The sequence below is a fragment of the Streptomyces sp. NPDC050263 genome (genome assembly GCF_040655955.1).
Classification (GTDB): Bacteria; Actinomycetota; Actinomycetes; order Streptomycetales; family Streptomycetaceae; genus Streptomyces.
Map to the genome: position 1 here is coordinate 43,973 of NZ_JBFAKW010000024.1, position 16,932 is coordinate 60,904.

Genomic DNA, 16,932 nt, shown 5'->3' on the forward strand with positions numbered 1-16,932 from the left:
CCCAGGGAAGGCCGCCGCCGGCCCTCCCGCACCACTGCTCCCGCTATACCTCCATGGCCCCCTGGATCGTCTCCCACGCCTTTGGCAGCGCGCCCTCCGCCAGCTCCGCCCGGCGTTCCTCACGGCCGTAGAGCAGCCCGTAGGTGAAGGCGCTCTCCCCCGCCGCGTGCGCCACGGCGGACAGCTCGCGCAGGGTCTGGCGGGCCATGACGCTGTCCTGGTGTTCGCCGAGCAGGCTCTGCAGCGACTTCATGGACCTGGTCAGGGTCTTGGCCGGGCCGCCGATCGCCGGGGTGGCGGTCTCCGCCGCGTACCGGGTCCGCTTGGCCTTCTTGCGCGCCTCGTGCAGGGCTTCGTCGCGTGCATGGCCGGACGGCTGCTCCAGGGCCTGCCCGATCAGCTCGGACACCTTCCCGAAGTCCTTGCGCACGGCCTTGGCGAGCACCTTGGACGGCTTGCCGGCGGCCGCCTCCAACAGCGGTGGGTCGGCGACCAGCGTGTCCAGGGTGTCGAGCAGGGTCAGATAGCGCGGGGAGTCCAGGACCCCGAGCAGTCGCTTGCGCGAGCCGCGGTGCCCGGCCCTGTCCCAGGTCTGCCACCGTTCGCGGACCGGGCCGGAGACCAGGGTGTGCGGCACCTCGTCGAGGCCGGCCCGGATGCGTTCGCCGAGCACCTCGTGGTCGCGGCCCACGCCCAGCTCACCGGCGAGCCACTTCAGCTCGTCGCCGATCGGGGCGGTGACGGTCCGGTCCAGGACCTTGCCGAACGAGCGCAGAGCGCTGCGCAGCCGACGGGTGGCGACGCGCATGTCGTGCACGGACTCCTCGGCCTCCTGGCGGACGGCCGGATCGAGCTCGACGATCGCGTCCCGCTGGGCCCGGGCATACGCCAGCACATGATCACCCGCGGTCACGGGCTCACCGCCGAAAGCCCCCTCCCCCGGCCCGGCTCCCTTTCCGGCTTCCTTCGCCTTCTTGCGCTGTTTCTTCGACGCGGTCTCGGTCAGCGCCCGCGCCAGCTTCGACGTCGACTTCGACGGCCGTACACCCGCCCTGCGCAGCCGTTTCTCCACCTTGTCGAGCAGGGCCGGGTCACCGCCGTCGGCGAGCTCCACCTCGATCTCGGTCCACTGGGCGCTGCCCTCGCCGCCGAACAGCCGGTCCGCCCGGACGGCGTCCACGCTGGCCTCGGCGAGCAGCCGCCCCTCGGCGTCCACGAGGTCGCGGATGTCCCGGCTGGAGCGCAGCCGCACCACGGGCACCAGCTGTCCCTCACGCACGCGGGAGCGCACCAGCCCGGCGAGCTCCTCGGGCACGTCGTCGGAGAGCGGGGCTCTGATCTCGTCCCGGACTCCGGCCTCGACCGGCAGTTTCAGATGCCAGCCGGCGTCCGAACCCCCGGTACGGCGGCGCAGCGTGATCGAGGCGGCGGCCAGGCGCAGGTCGGAGGTGTCGTAGTAGATCGCGTCCAGCTCGGCCACGCCCTTGTCGAGGACGGACGCGACCCCGGCCACACCGGTCAGGTCGGGCAGCCCGCTCTCGTCGGATTCGTACTTGCGCTCGATCTCGCGTTTCGTCTCCGCCATGAATTGAATCTAGTCGGAGTCGGGCCCGAACGGCAGTGCGCACGGGTCCCCAATCAGGGATGAACTCAGGGAAACCGCAAGGTGTCCCCATGTTTACGCGGACATCGGCCGTTGCACCCGGATGGACTGCAACAGCCCCATCGCGACCCATACCGCGAACATCGACGAGCCTCCGTAGGAGACGAACGGCAGCGGCAGGCCCGTCACCGGCATGATCCCCAGGGTCATCCCGATGTTCTCGAACGACTGGAAGGCGAACCAGGCCACGATGCCCGCGGCGACGATCGTGCCGTACAGCTCGGTCGTCTCCCGGGCGATACGGCAGGCGCGCCACAGGATCACGCCGAGCAGGACGATGATCAGGCCCGCGCCCATGAAACCCAGTTCCTCGCCGGCGACGGTGAACACGAAGTCCGTCTGCTGCTCCGGGACGAACTGCCCCGTCGTCTGCGAGCCGTGGAACAGGCCTGCCCCGGTCAGCCCGCCGGAACCGATCGCGATCCGCGCCTGGTTGGTGTTGTAGCCGACACCGGCGGGGTCGAGGCTGGGGTTGGCGAAGGCGGCGAAGCGGGCGATCTGGTACTCGTCCAGGATGTGCAGCTGCCAGACGGTGATCGCGCCGGCCGCTCCCGCGCCGAGCAGGCCGAAGATCCAGCGGTTGGAGGCTCCGGAGGCCAGCAGCACGCCCAGCACGATCAGCACCATGACCATGACCGACCCGAGGTCGGGCATCAGCATGACGATCAGCATGGGAACGGCCGCGAGGCCGAGCGCCTGGACGACCGTGCGGTGGTCGGGATAGAGCTTGTCGCCCGCGTCGACCCGCGCCGCGAGCAGCATCGCCATGCCCAGGATGATCGAGATCTTCACGAACTCCGAGGGCTGGAGCGAGAAGCCGCCGCCGAGGACGATCCAGGAGTGCGCACCGTTGACCGTCGAGCCGAGCGGGGTCAGCACCGCGAGGATCCCCAGCAGCGACAGGCCGTAGAGCACCGGCACCGCGTTGCGCAGGGTGCGGTGACCGAGCCAGACGGTGGCGATCATCAGGCCGATCCCGATGCCCATGTTCATCAGGTGCCGGACCAGGAAGTAGTACGGGTCACCCTGGTTGATCTCGGTGCGGTTGCGGGTCGCCGAGTAGACCAGGAGCGAGCCGATCAGCGACAGGGCGATCGCCGACAGCAGTATCGGCCAGTCCAGCCGCCGGGCCAGCGAGTCACGGGCGAAGACCCGTGTCCAGCCGGCCCGCTCGGGCCCGTATCCGGAGACGGAGAAGCTGTTCGCGCCGGTCATGTGCACATCCTCCGGCTTCCCCTCTTCCGCCGTCGCCGACGGGTGTCCCGGTTGGTGTTCGTGTTCTGCTGGACGGTGCCCGCCGCCTGCGTCTCATCCGGCTCCGGCGCGGCCTCCTGGCTGAGGCGCTGCTCCTTCGCCGGGTCCTTGGAGATCTTCGGGGACTTGATCGTGCCGTCCGTCTGGATCTTCGGCAGGCTGGTCAGCGGGGTGGGCAGCAGGGCGTTCTTCTTGTCGATCTTGCCGTCGTCGGAGACGCCGTACAGCGCGTCGTAGATGTTGCGCACGGCCGGACCGGAGGCGCCGGAACCGGTACCACCCTGCGAGATCGTCATCACGACCGCGTAGTCCTTGGTGTACGTGGTGAACCAGGACGTCGTCTGCTTGCCGTAGACCTCGGCGGTACCGGTCTTGGCGTGCATCGCGATCTTGTCCTGGGGCCAGCCGACCTGGGCGAAGCGCCAGGCGGCCGTACCGCGGGTGGCGACGCCCGCGAGGGCCTCGCCCATCTGGCTCAGCGTGGTCTTGCTTATCGGCAGCTTGCCGTGCGACTTGGGCTTGATCTCGCTGACCGTCTTGCCGTCGGCGCTGACGATGGCCTTGCCGACCGTCGGGTCGTACAGGGTGCCGCCGTTGGAGATCGCCGCGTAGATCGTGGCCATCTGGATCGGGGTGACGAGGGTGTCGCCCTGACCGATGGAGTAGTTGATCTCGTCACCGGCGCGCATCTTGTTGCCTTCGAGACAGTTCTCGTACGCGATCTTCTCGACGTAACTGCCGTCCTTCTTGCCGGTCTTGCACCAGCCGTCCTTGTTGGCGTCCCAGTAGGACTGCTTCCATTGACGGTCGGGGACCCGGCCGGTGACCTCGTTGGGAAGGTCGATGCCGGTCTCCTTGCCGAGCCCGAACTCGTGGGCGGCCTTGAAGAAGTAGTCCTTGGGCTCCCCCTTCTTCGGGTTGATGCCGCCGTCCTTCTGCCATTCCTTGTGGGCGAGCCCGTAGAACACGGTGTCGCAGGAGACCTCCAGGGCCCGGCCGAGCGAGATGGAGCCGAAGCTCTGCGACTCGAAGTTCTTGAAGACCTGGCCGCCGACCGAGTAGGAGCTGGTGCAGGGGTAGTTGCCGTTGAAGTCGTAGCCGGCCGCGACGGCGCCGGCCGTGGAGATCACCTTGAAGGTGGAGCCGGGCGCGGACTGACCCTGTATGGCCCTGTTGAGCAGCGGGTAGTTGGAGGACTTGCCCGTCAGCTTCGTGTAGTCCTTGGCGGAGATCCCGCCGACCCAGGCGTTCGGGTCGTACGTCGGGTTGGAGGCCATGGCGACGATGCGGCCGGTCTTGACCTCCATCACGACGACCGCGCCGGAGTCGGCCTTGTAGTTCTCGTTGGTGTTGCGGTCGTGCTGCTTGCGGGCTTCCTTCATCGCCTCGTTCAGCTCGTACTCGGCGACCCGCTGGACGCGGGCGTCGATGCTGGTGACGAGGTTGGAGCCGGGCTCGGCCGGGTCCGCCTCGGCCTGGCCGATGACACGGCCGAGGTTGTCGACCTCGTAGCGGGTGACGCCGGCCTTGCCGCGCAGCTCCTTGTCGTACTCGCGCTCCAGGCCCGAGCGGCCGACCTGGTCGGAGCGCAGGTAGGGCGAGTCGGTGTCCTGGGCCTTGGTGAGCTCGTCGTCGGTGACCGGGGAGAGGTAGCCGAGGACCTGCGCGGTGTTGGACTTGCCGGGGGCGGGGTAGCGGCGCACGGCCTCGGGCTCGGCGGTGATGCCGGGGAAGTCCTCGGCGCGCTCGCGGATCTGCAGGGCCTGCTTGGCGGTGGCCTCGTCGGTGATCGGGATCGGCTGGTACGGCGAGCCGTTCCAGCAGGGCTGGGGCGTCTGCGCGTCGCACAGCCGTACCTTCAGCATGACGTCCTCGGGGGTCATGCCGAGCACGGCCGCGAGTTTGGTCAGGACCGCCTTGCCGTCGTCCGGCTGCTTCAGCAGGTCGGTGCGGGAGGCGGAGACCACGAGCCGGGTCTCGTTGTCTGCCAGGGGCACCCCGCGCGCGTCCAGGATCGAGCCGCGTACGGCGGGCTCGACGACCTGCTGGACGTGGTTGCCGGAGGCCTCCTTGGCGTACTCCGCGCCCTCCCGGATCTGCAGGTACCACAGCCGGCCGCCGAGCGTGCCGAGGAGGGAGAGGACGAGAATCTGGATCACGACGAGCCTGATCTGGACCCGTGGTGTCCGACCGGTCTCCGGAATGTTAGTCATGGGCGGAGCCCATTCCTTCAAGGGTGATGGGCGACGGGTGGGCATTGGTCACTGCGACTGCCTCCCCCTCTCAGTACGCGAACGAGTGTGCGCAGCTGTGCGTGCGTACGAATGATGAACGACCGGCCTGTGAGCCCACGTTCCGCCGGAACTTCCCCGTTCGAGTGAATCCCGGGGTGGCCGTTCGGGTGAACCCGTCCTTGCTCACAGCCGCTTGACCCCCTTGATGCGGCCGGCCCGGGCCCCCCGCGACCTGGCCGCCTTCAGCTTCAGGCCGTTGCGCTGGCCGCCGATCCGCAGGCCCGTCCCGGAGGAGAGCCAGCCGGAGGAGATGTCGGGGCTCTTGGCGGCGGAGTTGGTCTCCGCGAGGGGGTCGTTGTCGGCGCGCCGGGCCAGGAACATGATCGCGGGGACCACGAACGGGGCCAGCAGCAGGTCGTACAGCGCGGCCGTGAACAGCAGCCCGGTCAGGCCGACATGGCGGGCGGCGGTGTCGCCGACGAGCGCGCCGACCCCGGCGTACAGCAGGGTGGAGCCGATCGCGGCGCCGACGACCACGACCATCGGGCCGGTGGCCGACTTGATCTGCCCGCTCTCGGGCTTGACGAGCCCGGCAAGGTAGCCGATCACGCACAGCACCAGCGCGTAGCGGCCGGCGGCGTGGTCGGCGGGCGGCGCGAGGTCGGCGAGGAGGCCGGCGCCGAAGCCGATGAGGGCGCCGCCGACATGACCGTAGATCATGGCGAGGCCCAGGACGGTGAGCAGGAGGAGGTCGGGGACGGCGCCCGGGAGGTGCAGGCGGGCGAGGACGCTCACCTGGATGACCAGGGCGACGACGATCAGCGGGACGGAGAGCAGGATCCGGTTGACGCGCATGGGGGTTGTCAGCTCCTACTGCTGCTCTTGCTGGCCGTCGACGGACGCGTTCGGGGTCACCGTGACGGTGACCGTCGGGGTGGGCACCGGCTTGGGCTTGGAGGGGAGCACGGTGTCGCGCGGGTCCTTCTTCGGGGCCTCGACGACCACGCCCACGATGTCGAGCTTGGTGAAGCTGACGTACGGCGTGACGTAGAGGGTGCGGGTGAGGTCGCCGCCGGAGGGGTCGACGCGGGAGACGACGCCGACCGGGACGCCGGGCACGAAGGGCTTGTCGGCCTGCGAGCCGAAGGTGACCAGCCGGTCGCCCTTCTTCACCTCGGCCTTGCCGTTGAGGAGTTCGACGCGCAGCGGCCGGTCGCCCTGCCCGGAGGCGAAGCCGAGCTCGTCGGACGCCTCCATCCGGGTGCCCACGGTGAAGTCGGGGTCGTTGGCGAGCAGCACGGTCGCGGTGTCGGGGCCGACCGTGGTGACCCGCCCGACCAGCCCGTCCCCGTTCAGGACCGTCATGTCGCGCTTGACGCCGTCGTTCGCGCCGACGTCGATGGTGATGGTCCAGGAGAAGCCCTGGGCCGCTCCTATCGCGATGACCTCGGCGCCCTTGATGCCGTACTGGCCCGCGCCGGCGATCTTCAGCATCTTGTCGAGCTGCGCCAGCCGGCTGCGGTTGCGGTCGTCGCTGCCGAGCTTCGCCTTGAGAGCCGCGTTCTCCTGCTCCAACGTGGCGAGCCGGTCATGGCGTTCACCGGAGTCACGGACGGCGGAGACGGCGTTGCCGACGGGATCCACCGCCGACGACATGCCGTCCTCGATCGGACCGAAGACCGCGGCCGCGGCCTGTCGGGCACCGTCGACCGGGGAGTCCTCCCCGCCGCGGATGTCCACCGTGATCAGCGCGAACGCGATGGCGACCAGCAGCACCAGGAGCAGCCGGCTCTCTCGTGTGTCCCTCACGTGCGGCGGCCGTGCCCTTCCTCGAAAGAAAAACCAAGAACAGGAATTCGGGCAGCCCCGGGCCAAGATGACCAAGGGCGCTTTGTGGGAGCTTATGCCTCTATATCAACGATCCGCCGCACGAGAGGAGATCATCTCGTACGGCGGAACCGAAGCGTTACGTCATCTGCGGGGCGCGGCGTCCAGCACCTGCTGGAGCGCCTCGAACTCTTCGACGCACTTGCCGGAGCCGAGCGCCACGCTGTCCAGCGGGTCCTCGGCGATGTGGATGGGCATGCCGGTCTCCCGGCGCAGCCGCTCGTCCAGACCGCGCAGCAGGGCTCCGCCGCCGGTCAGAACGATTCCGCGGTCCATGATGTCGCCGGACAGCTCCGGCGGACACTTGTCGAGGGTGGTCTTCACGGCGTCGACGATGGCGTTGACCGGCTCCTCGATCGCCTTGCGCACTTCGGCGGCCGAGATGACGACGGTCTTGGGCAGCCCGGACACGAGGTCCCGGCCACGGATTTCGGTGTGCTGGTCGTCGTCGAGGTCGTACGCCGAACCGATCGTGATCTTGATCTGTTCGGCCGTCCGCTCACCGAGAAGGAGGCTGTACTCCTTCTTGATGTGCTGGATGATCGCGTTGTCCAGTTCATCGCCCGCGACACGGATGGACTGGGCGGTGACGATGCCGCCGAGCGAGATGACCGCGACCTCCGTGGTGCCGCCGCCGATGTCCACCACCATGTTGCCCGTGGCCTCGTGGACCGGCAGGCCGGAGCCGATGGCCGCGGCCATGGGCTCCTCGATGATGTGCACCTGACGGGCGCCGGCCTGGGTCGACGCCTCGATGACGGCACGGCGCTCGACGCCCGTGATGCCCGAGGGCACACAGACGACGACTCGCGGCCGAGCCAGATACCGCCGCTTGTGGATCTTCAGGATGAAGTAGCGGAGCATCCGCTCGGTGATCTCGAAGTCGGCGATGACGCCGTCCTTCAGCGGACGCACGGCGACGATGTTGCCCGGCGTGCGCCCGATCATCTTCTTCGCTTCGGCGCCGACCGCGAGGATGCCACCGGTGTTGGTGTTGATCGCGACGACGGACGGCTCGTTGAGTACGATCCCGCGACCCCTGACGTACACCAGCGTGTTGGCGGTCCCGAGGTCGACAGCCATGTCACGGCCGATGAACGACATTGAGTTCCCCATCAGGATTCGACTGGCCTTCCATGAGCTTTTTGAGGGCTTATCAGGTCGGCGAGGTGGGTGCTGTGACGTGAAGGCTTCCATCGTAAACGCGCCTGCACGAACACTGCGGAGCGGTCTCCGCCATTGTTTGCAGATGCTGTGAGGGTTCGCTTCTGGAGACGGGCGTTCGGGGTTACGGGTTCCCTCGATCGCCCGCTTCAGACCGCTTCAGACTGGTTCGGACGATCCTCAGACGCGGCCGGGGAAGAAGATCTTCACCTCGCGCTCGGCGGACTCCTCGGAGTCGGACGCGTGGATCAGGTTCTCGCGGACGATCACGCCGAAGTCACCGCGGATGGAGCCGGGGGCGGCGGCGATCGGGTCGGTCGGACCGGCGAGCGCGCGCACGCCCTCGATGACCCGCTCGCCCTCGACGATCAGCGCGACGACCGGACCGGAGGCCATGAACACCATCAGCGGCTCGTAGAAGGGCTTGCCCTTGTGCTCGCCGTAGTGCTGCTCCAGCGTGTCCTGGTCCAGGGTCCGCAGCTCCAGCGCGGTGATCTGCCAGCCGGCCTTGCGCTCGATACGGCTGATGATCTCGCCGGTCAGGCCACGACGGACCGCGTCGGGCTTGAGCAGGACGAGGGTGCGCTGGCTCACGAGGTGACTCCTTCTACGACCGGGCTACTGCCGGGGTGTGCGGTGGGATGAGGTTACAGGGCGTATCCGGCCACCTGTTACGCAGCGTCAGCGGTATCCGGAGAGCCGGCGGCCTGTGCGGCGAAGCGCGCCTTCGCCGCGTCGATCTCTCTGCCGTAGTGCACCGAAGCCCACCACAGGGCGCCGAACAGCACCCCCATGAAGAACATCATCGGGACGAAGAACCCGGATGCGACGAGGGCGATCTGCAGCGCCCAGCCGAGAGTGACGCCCCCGGGCCGGGTGACCAGACCGCACAGCAGCACGCTGAAGAACATGGCGATGCCGCAGACCGTCCACACCGTGGACGTGGACAGATCGGGTTCCTTCATGGCGACCAGACCGGCGAAGCCGATGATGAAGAACTCGCCGATCAGGGTCGAGGAGCAGAGCGTACGCATGGTGGGGGACCTCAGCCCTTCCCGAGAAGCAGTCGGGCCTCGCCGACCGTGATGACGGAACCGGTGACCAGCACTCCGCCGCCGGTGAACTCGCCGTCCTCCTCGGCGAGCGTGATCGCCGCCTCCAGGGCGTCGGGCAGCCGGGGCTCGACCTGGACGCGGTCGTCCCCGAACACCTCGACGGCGATCGCGGCGAGCTCGTCGACGTCCATCGCGCGGTGGCTCGAGTTCTGGGTGATGACGACCTCGGCGAAGATCGGTTCGAAGGCCTCCAGCAGCCCTCGCACGTTCTTGTCGCCGCTGGCGCCGACCACGCCGATCAGCCGGCTGAAGTCGAAGGCCTCGCTGACGGCCTCGGCGGTGGCGCGGGCGCCGGCCGGGTTGTGGGCGGCGTCGAGGACGACGGTCGGGGAGCGCCGGACGACTTCGAGGCGGCCCGGGGAGGACACGGCCGCGAAGGCCTTGCGGATCGTCTCGATGTAGAGGGGCTCGGGCCGCTGGGCGCCGACGCCGAAGAACGCCTCGACGGCGGCGAGCGCGACGGCCGCGTTGTGCGCCTGGTAGGCGCCGTGCAACGGCAGATACACCTCGGGGTACTCGCCGCCCAGCCCGCGCAGGGTGACCAACTGCCCGCCGACGGCCACCTGCCGTGCGACGACGCCGAACTCCAGACCCTCCCGGGCCACGGTCGCGTCGACCTCGACGGCCTTCTTGAGCAGGACCTGGGCCGCGTCGACCGGCTGCTGGGCCAGGATGACGGTGGCGTCCTGCTTGATGATGCCGCCCTTCTCGACGGCGATCGCGGCAGGCGTCTCACCGAGCCGGTCGGTGTGGTCCAGGTCGATGGGCGTGACGACGGCGACGTCACCGTCGATCACGTTCGTCGCGTCCCACGAGCCGCCCATCCCCACTTCCACGACCGCGACGTCGACGGGCGCGTCGGCGAAGGCGGCGTACGCCATGCCGGTGAGCACCTCGAAGAAGGACAGCCGGTACTCCTGCGACCCGTCGACCATCTCGACGTACGGCTTGATGTCCTGGTACGTCTCGATGAACCGCTCGGCGGAGATCGGGACGCCGTCGAGGCTGATCCGCTCGGTGATCGACTGGACGTGCGGGCTCGTGTAGCGGCCGGTGCGCAGCTCGAAGGCGCCGAGCAGGGCCTCGATCATGCGGGCCGTGGACGTCTTGCCGTTCGTGCCCGTGATGTGGATCGACGGGTACGCGCGCTGCGGCTCCCCCAGCACGTCCATCAGCGCGGAGATCCGGCTGACGGAGGGCTCCAGCTTGGTCTCGCCCCAGCGGGTGGCCAGCTCCGACTCCACCTCGCGCAGGGCCTTGTCGACCTCGGGATCGGCAGGGCGCGCGGGCACATCGGCCTGCCCTGCGCCGCCCTGGGTGCGCAGGGTGCGGCTGCCGGCCTCGATGACGGCGAGGTCGGGATCGCGGTCTGTCTCCTCCGCGATGATCTCGTCGAAGGGGTCGAGGGGGCGGGGCTGGTCGTGGTCACCGTTCGGGGGGAGCTCGCTCACGGGGCCAGTCTACGGACGACCACTGACAGACGTAGGCGAAGGCCCCCAAGGACGCGTACGGCCGGTACGGGTCCCTGGGGGCCTTCGCCCTGTCTGCGCAGTGCCTCACGCCTCGGGCAGGCGCTCCAGCTGGCTCTGGATGCGGGCGATGTCCTCGTCCGCCTTGGCGAGGCGGCCGCGGATCTTGTCGACCACGTTGTCCGGGGCCTTCGCCAGGAAGGCCTCGTTGCCGAGCTTGGCGTCGGCCTGGGCCTTCTCCTTCTCGGCGGCGGCCAGGTCCTTGGCCAGGCGCTTGCGCTCCGCGACCACGTCGATCGTGCCGGAGAGGTCGAGCGCGACCGTGGCGCCCGCGACGGGGAGGGTCGCCGTCGCCGAGAAGTCCTCCCCCGCCGGTGTGAGGCGCAGCAGCTGGCGGACGGCCGCCTCGTGCGCCGCGAACGGCGTGCCGTCCAGCGTGAGACGGGCCGGGACGCGCTGCCCGGGCTGGAGCCCCTGGTCGGCGCGGAAGCGGCGGACCTCGGTGATCACCGTCTGCAGGCTCTCGATCTCCTGCTCGGCGGCCGGATCCCGCAAGCCACTGTCCTTCGGCCACTCGGCGACGACGACCGACTCGCCGCCGGTCAGCGTCGTCCACAGGGTCTCGGTGACGAACGGGACGATCGGGTGCAGCAGCTTCAGGGTGACGTCGAGGACCTCGCCGAGGACCCGGCCGGAGACCTTCGCGGGCTCGCCGCCGGCCATGAACGTCGTCTTGGAGAGCTCGACGTACCAGTCGAAGACTTCGTCCCAGGCGAAGTGGAACAGCGCGTCGGAGAGCTTCGCGAACTGGAAGTCCTCGTAGAGCGCGTCGACTTCGGCGACGACCGAGTTGAGGCGGGAGAGGATCCAGCGGTCGGTCGCCGACATCTGCGAGGCGTCCGGCAGCGGGCCGTCGACCGTGGCGCCGTTCATCAGCGCGAAGCGGGTGGCGTTCCAGATCTTGTTGGCGAAGTTGCGGGAGCCCTGGACCCAGTCCTCGCCGATCGGGACGTCGACACCCGGGTTGGCGCCGCGGGCCAGGGTGAACCGGAGGGCGTCGGAGCCGTACTTGTCCATCCAGTCCAGCGGGTTGACCGCGTTGCCGAAGGACTTCGACATCTTCTTGCCGAACTGGTCGCGGACCATGCCGTGCAGGGCGATGGTGTGGAACGGCGGGGTGCCGTCCATCGCGTACAGGCCGAACATCATCATCCGGGCGACCCAGAAGAAGAGGATGTCGTAGCCGGTGACCAGGACGGAGTTGGGGTAGAACTTCGCGAGCGACTCGGTCTGTTCGGGCCAGCCGAGCGTGGAGAACGGCCACAGGCCGGAGGAGAACCAGGTGTCGAGGACGTCGGTGTCCTGACGCCAGCCCTCACCGGTCGGCGGCTCCTCGCCCGGGCCGACGCAGACGACCTCGCCCTCCGGGCCGTACCAGACCGGGATGCGGTGGCCCCACCACAACTGCCGTGAGATGCACCAGTCGTGGAGGTTGTCGACCCAGTCGAAGTACCGCTTCTCCATCTCCTGCGGGTGGATCTTGACCCGGCCGTCGCGGACGGCGTCACCGGCGGCCTTCGCGAGCGGGCCGACCTTGACCCACCACTGCATGGACAGCCGCGGCTCGATGGTGGTCTTGCAGCGCGAGCAGTGGCCGACGGAGTGGACGTACGGCCGCTTCTCGGCGACGATCCGGCCCTCGGCGCGCAGCGCGGCGACGATGGCGGAGCGGGCCTCGAGCCGGTCCAGTCCCTGGAAGGGGCCGTGGGCGGTGATGACCGCGTGCTCGTCCATGATCGTGATGGCCGGCAGGTCGTGCCGCTGGCCGATCTCGAAGTCGTTCGGGTCGTGCGCCGGGGTCACCTTGACGGCGCCGGTGCCGAACTCGGGGTCGACGTGCGTGTCGGCGACGACCGGGATGGAGCGGTCGGTCAGCGGGAGGCGGATCTCCTTGCCGACCAGGTGTTTGTAGCGCTCGTCGTCGGGGTGGACGGCGACGGCGGTGTCACCGAGCATCGTCTCGGCACGGGTGGTGGCGACGACGATGGTGTCGTCACCCTCGCCGTACTTCATGGAGACGAGCTCGCCGTCGTCGTCCTGGTACTCGACCTCGATGTCGGAGATGGCCGTCAGACAGCGCGGACACCAGTTGATGATGCGCTCGGCGCGGTAGATCAGCTCGTCGTCGTAGAGCCGCTTGAAGATGGTCTGGACGGCCTGGGAGAGACCCTCGTCCATGGTGAAGCGCTCACGCGACCACGCGACGCCGTCGCCGAGCCGGCGCATCTGGCCGCTGATCTGGCCGCCGGACTCGCCCTTCCACTGCCAGACGCGCTCGACGAAGGCCTCACGGCCGAGGTCGTGCCGGGACTTGCCCTCCTTGCCCAGCTCACGCTCGACGACGTTCTGCGTGGCGATGCCGGCGTGGTCCATGCCGGGCTGCCACAGCGTCTCGAAGCCCTGCATGCGCTTGCGGCGGGTGAGGGCGTCGATGAGCGTGTGCTCGAAGGCGTGCCCCAGGTGCAGGCTGCCCGTGACGTTCGGCGGGGGGATGACGATGGTGTACGGAGGTTTCTCGCTCTTCGCGTCGGCCTCGAAGTAGCCCCGCTCTACCCAGCGCTCGTACAGCGGCCCCTCTACATCGGCCGGCGCGTACTGGGTCGGCAGTTCGGTGTGGGGCGCTGATGGCTGCTGCTGAGCGTTCTCGGTCACGGGGCCAGTTTAGGGGTGTCACCGCGCCGTCCCGAAACGTGTTTGCTCTGTAACGGTAGGGGCCCCGCCGCCGTGCAGGTGTTGGCTTTGAGCCAGGATGTGAAAATCACATAAGCATCTGGAGGGGAACCCAGAAATGAGTCACAACCAGCCGGGCCCGTACGGTGGGCAGCCCCAGCAGCCCGGACCGTACGGCCAACCGGGTCCGTACGGCCAGCCGCCGCAGGCACCCCAGCCCGGCTACGGCCACCCCCAGCAGCCTCCCGCCCCGCAGCCCGGTTACGGCTACCCGCAGCAGGGCGTCCCCCCGCAGGCCCCGCCGCCCTACGGCCAGCAGCCCGGACCGTACGGGCAGCAGCAGCCTCCGTACGGCCAGCAGCCGCCCTACGGCCAGCCTCCCTACGGCGTTCCGCAGCCCCCGGCGGCGGGCGGCGGCAAGAAGAAGGCCGGCATCGTCATCGGCGCGGTGGCGGTCGTCGCCGCGATCGGCGTGGGCGCCTACTTCGTGCTCGGCGGGACCGGCGGCGCAGGCGGCCTGAAGGACGACGGCGCGCACAAGCTGGACACCCCGGCGACCGCGCTCACCGAGTACAAGCGCGTCGGCAAGGGCGGCGAGAGCAGCGACTCCGACACCACCAAGTACCTGACGGCCAGCGGCGTCACGGGCGGCAAGGCCGTCGTCGGGCAGTGGTCGACGGCTGATTTCGGCGACTACGACCCGCAGAACCCCGACCCCGCGGACCTGCCCGGCGAGGCCGAACTGCTGACCGCCAAGGGCATCACGATGCTCGGCGGCTACGGCAAGATCGCGGACCCCGAGAGCACCCTGGACAAGTACTTCGCCGCGATTCAGCAGGAGCTCGAGAGCAGCAACTCCTCCAGTTCCTCGAGCAGCACCCAGGGCAAGACCGAGCTGATCGGCCAGCCCGAGGAGGCCGACATCGACGGCGCGGTCATGAAGTGCCAGTCGGCGAAGAGCACCAACTCGCTGACCAAGAAGGAGTCGACCGACTGGTTCTGCGTCTGGTCCGACTACAGCACGATCGCCATGGTGTCCCCGGGCGACAACACCAAGAGCATCACCAAGGACGCGGCGATCGACATCACCACGAAGCTGCGCGACCAGGTCCGCATCAAGGCGTAAGCCGCGGCGGAACGGGTCCGGCGACCTCGACTGCGAAGGGGCCCCGGTCGGTTGACCGGGGCCCCTTCGCCGTACGTGTGTCGTCGTACCTGTGTCGGCTAGGCGGTCTTCTGCTCGCCCGGGCCCCGCCCGCCGCGCGCGTCGCGGGGGATCAGGGTCGGGTTGACGTTGGAGAGGACGACGTCCGCCGTGATGACGACGCGCGCCACGTCCTTGCGGGACGGAACCTCGTACATGACCGCCTGGAGGACTTCCTCCATGATGGCGCGCAGGCCGCGCGCGCCGGTCTGGCGAAGGATGGCCTGGTCGGCGATGGCCTCCAGGGCCTCGCGCTCGAAGTCCAGCTCCACGCCGTCGAGTTCGAAGAGCCGCTGGTACTGCTTGACGAGCGCGTTGCGCGGCTCGATCAGGATCTGCAGGAGCGCCTCGCGGTCCAGGTTGTGGACCGAGGTGATGACCGGCAGCCGACCGATGAACTCCGGGATCATGCCGAACTTGACCAGGTCCTCGGGCATGACGGCCTCGAACTGGTCCTTGGACTCCAGCTCGCGCTTCGAGCGGATCGTGGCCCCGAAGCCGATGCCCTTGGCGCCCGCGCGGGTCTCGATGATCTTCTCGAGGCCGGCGAAGGCACCGCCCACGATGAACAGCACGTTCGTCGTGTCGATCTGGATGAACTCCTGGTGCGGGTGCTTGCGGCCCCCCTGCGGCGGGACCGAGGCGGTGGTGCCCTCCAGGATCTTCAGCAGGGCCTGCTGCACGCCCTCGCCCGACACGTCACGCGTGATGGAGGGGTTTTCACTCTTCCGCGCGACCTTGTCGATCTCATCGATGTAGATGATCCCGGTCTCGGCCTTCTTGACGTCGTAGTCGGCGGCCTGGATCAGCTTCAGCAGGATGTTCTCGACGTCCTCGCCGACGTATCCCGCCTCGGTCAGGGCCGTGGCGTCGGCGATCGCGAACGGGACGTTCAGCATGCGCGCCAGGGTCTGCGCGAGGAGCGTCTTGCCCGAGCCGGTGGGGCCGAGCAGGAGGATGTTGGACTTCGCCAACTCGATGGCGTCCTCGCGGCCTTGGGCGCCGCCGTTCTCGCCGGCCTGGACGCGCTTGTAGTGGTTGTACACCGCGACCGACAGAGCCTTCTTGGCGGGCTCCTGGCCGACCACGTAGCCCTCGAGGAACTCGTAGATCTCGCGCGGCTTCGGGAGTTCCTCCCAGCGGACCTCGCTCGTCTCCGCGAGTTCTTCCTCGATGATCTCGTTGCAGAGATCGATGCACTCGTCGCAGATGTAGACACCGGGCCCTGCGATGAGCTTCTTGACCTGCTTCTGGCTCTTGCCGCAGAACGAGCACTTGAGCAGATCGCCGCCGTCACCGATGCGTGCCACGGTGTGCTTCCCCTTCGCCTGGGAGACGACTGGACGCTTTCGAATCCAGCGGCTCCTGGTGCTGCCTTATTCCGACGGTACCTTGCCTGGCCCCCCGTTCGGGCCCCCCTTGGCACGGTTCACTGCGACGTGGACCGTGTCACACCGTGCCGGAGGGCCCTCGAACGGGACGACCGCGCGCGTCAGCGCAGAGAGTTGTTGTTCATCTTGCGGGTGGAGATGATCTGGTCGATCAGGCCGTACGCGAGCGCGTCCTCGGCCGTGAGGATCTTGTCGCGCTCGATGTCCTCGCGGATCTTCTCGATCGGCGTGGTGGAGTGCTTGGCCAGCATGTCCTCCAGCTGGGCGCGCATCCGGAGGATCTCGTTGGCGGCGATCTCCAGGTCGGAGACCTGACCGCGGCCCGTCTCGCTGTACGGCTGGTGGATCAGCACGCGCGCGTTGGGCAGCGCCATGCGCTTGCCCGGCGTGCCGGCGGCCAGCAGGATCGCGGCGGCGGAGGCCGCCTGGCCCATGCAGACCGTCTGGACGTCGGGCTTCACGAACTGCATCGTGTCGTAGATCGCGGTCAGCGCCGTGAAGGAGCCGCCGGGGCTGTTGATGTAGACCGAGATGTCCCGGTCGGGGTCCATCGACTCCAGGCACAGCAGCTGCGCCATGACGTCGTTGGCGGAGGCGTCGTCGATCTGCACGCCGAGGAAGATGACGCGCTCCTCGAAGAGCTTCGCGTACGGGTCGTACTCGCGGACGCCCTGGGAGGTGCGCTCGACGAAGCGCGGGATGACATAGCGGGATTCGGCGCGAGGGCCGGTGTATTCGGCCTCGGTGCGGGCGTAGAGGCCGCTGCCGGGGAAGTCGTTCACGGTGTCTCCTGGAGAGAGGGCTGGGGCGGTGACTGGAGG

13 protein-coding genes are annotated in these 16,932 nt (G+C 68.9%); 1 reads left to right on the forward strand and 12 read right to left on the reverse strand.

Annotation, left to right across the window (positions count from 1 at the left end; translation table 11 throughout):
- Window positions 1-43: 43 nt before the first annotated feature.
- The 10 genes from AB0J04_RS14150 to AB0J04_RS14195 all read right to left on the reverse strand — a co-directional run bounded on the left by AB0J04_RS14150 (window position 44) and on the right by AB0J04_RS14195 (window position 13,498).
- Entirely contained in the window at window positions 44-1,585 is a 1,542-nt protein-coding gene (locus tag AB0J04_RS14150; RefSeq protein WP_363168651.1) for a CYTH and CHAD domain-containing protein, read from the reverse strand.
- A 93-nt stretch (window positions 1,586-1,678) separates the two neighbouring features.
- Window positions 1,679-2,878, reverse strand: coding sequence for a rod shape-determining protein RodA (rodA, locus tag AB0J04_RS14155; RefSeq protein ID WP_363168652.1), 1,200 nt, complete (start codon window positions 2,876-2,878; stop codon window positions 1,679-1,681).
- Window positions 2,875-5,130 carry a penicillin-binding protein 2 gene (gene mrdA, locus AB0J04_RS14160; RefSeq protein WP_363168653.1) on the reverse strand — a complete coding sequence of 752 codons (2,256 nt, stop codon included), beginning with the start codon at window positions 5,128-5,130 and terminating at the stop codon, window positions 2,875-2,877. The genes rodA and mrdA overlap by 4 nt, the downstream gene beginning before the upstream one ends.
- Window positions 5,131-5,334: 204 nt before the next feature.
- Complete coding sequence (mreD, locus tag AB0J04_RS14165) at window positions 5,335-6,006, reverse strand: rod shape-determining protein MreD (RefSeq protein WP_363168654.1); 672 nt, start codon at window positions 6,004-6,006, stop codon at window positions 5,335-5,337.
- A 15-nt stretch (window positions 6,007-6,021) separates the two neighbouring features.
- Window positions 6,022-6,960 (reverse strand): rod shape-determining protein MreC, encoded by a 939-nt coding sequence (mreC, locus tag AB0J04_RS14170; RefSeq protein WP_363168655.1) that lies wholly within the window; start codon window positions 6,958-6,960, stop codon window positions 6,022-6,024.
- A gap of 162 nt (window positions 6,961-7,122) precedes the next feature.
- The gene (locus AB0J04_RS14175; RefSeq protein WP_020127820.1) at window positions 7,123-8,142 is read right to left on the reverse strand and encodes a rod shape-determining protein; all 1,020 of its coding nucleotides are present in this window, start codon (window positions 8,140-8,142) and stop codon (window positions 7,123-7,125) included.
- A 240-nt stretch (window positions 8,143-8,382) separates the two neighbouring features.
- On the reverse strand, window positions 8,383-8,796 hold the full coding sequence (ndk, locus tag AB0J04_RS14180) for a nucleoside-diphosphate kinase (RefSeq protein WP_363168656.1): 414 nt from the start codon (window positions 8,794-8,796) through the stop codon (window positions 8,383-8,385).
- Between the two features lie 77 nt (window positions 8,797-8,873).
- Window positions 8,874-9,236, reverse strand: coding sequence for a DUF4233 domain-containing protein (locus AB0J04_RS14185; protein WP_363168657.1), 363 nt, complete (start codon window positions 9,234-9,236; stop codon window positions 8,874-8,876).
- An 11-nt stretch (window positions 9,237-9,247) separates the two neighbouring features.
- Entirely contained in the window at window positions 9,248-10,768 is a 1,521-nt protein-coding gene (locus AB0J04_RS14190; RefSeq protein ID WP_363168658.1) for a folylpolyglutamate synthase/dihydrofolate synthase family protein, read from the reverse strand.
- Window positions 10,769-10,873: 105 nt separating this feature from the next.
- Complete coding sequence (locus AB0J04_RS14195; RefSeq protein ID WP_363168659.1) at window positions 10,874-13,498, reverse strand: valine--tRNA ligase; 2,625 nt, start codon at window positions 13,496-13,498, stop codon at window positions 10,874-10,876.
- A 136-nt stretch (window positions 13,499-13,634) separates the two neighbouring features.
- On the opposite strand from AB0J04_RS14195, the gene AB0J04_RS14200 reads away from it, so the two are divergent.
- Window positions 13,635-14,642: a hypothetical protein gene (locus AB0J04_RS14200; RefSeq protein ID WP_363168660.1), complete on the forward strand. Its 1,008-nt coding sequence runs from the start codon at window positions 13,635-13,637 to the stop codon at window positions 14,640-14,642.
- Between the two features lie 98 nt (window positions 14,643-14,740).
- On the opposite strand, the gene clpX is transcribed toward AB0J04_RS14200, so the two are convergent.
- Together clpX and AB0J04_RS14210 are read right to left on the reverse strand one after the other, a co-directional pair.
- Window positions 14,741-16,030 carry an ATP-dependent Clp protease ATP-binding subunit ClpX gene (gene clpX, locus AB0J04_RS14205; protein WP_363168661.1) on the reverse strand — a complete coding sequence of 430 codons (1,290 nt, stop codon included), beginning with the start codon at window positions 16,028-16,030 and terminating at the stop codon, window positions 14,741-14,743.
- Window positions 16,031-16,212: 182 nt separating this feature from the next.
- The gene (locus tag AB0J04_RS14210; RefSeq protein ID WP_266397397.1) at window positions 16,213-16,893 is read right to left on the reverse strand and encodes an ATP-dependent Clp protease proteolytic subunit; all 681 of its coding nucleotides are present in this window, start codon (window positions 16,891-16,893) and stop codon (window positions 16,213-16,215) included.
- Between the last annotated feature and the right edge of the window lie 39 nt (window positions 16,894-16,932).

Coding starts and splice junctions, on each gene's coding strand:
- AB0J04_RS14150 (WP_363168651.1), bottom strand. CDS start 1,585: ATGGCGGAGACGAAACGCGAGATCGAGCGCAAGTACGAATCCGACGAG.
- rodA (WP_363168652.1), bottom strand. CDS start 2,878: ATGACCGGCGCGAACAGCTTCTCCGTCTCCGGATACGGGCCCGAGCGG.
- mrdA (WP_363168653.1), bottom strand. CDS start 5,130: ATGACTAACATTCCGGAGACCGGTCGGACACCACGGGTCCAGATCAGG.
- mreD (WP_363168654.1), bottom strand. CDS start 6,006: ATGCGCGTCAACCGGATCCTGCTCTCCGTCCCGCTGATCGTCGTCGCC.
- AB0J04_RS14175 (WP_020127820.1), bottom strand. CDS start 8,142: ATGTCGTTCATCGGCCGTGACATGGCTGTCGACCTCGGGACCGCCAAC.
- AB0J04_RS14185 (WP_363168657.1), bottom strand. CDS start 9,236: ATGCGTACGCTCTGCTCCTCGACCCTGATCGGCGAGTTCTTCATCATC.
- AB0J04_RS14200 (WP_363168660.1), top strand. CDS start 13,635: ATGAGTCACAACCAGCCGGGCCCGTACGGTGGGCAGCCCCAGCAGCCC.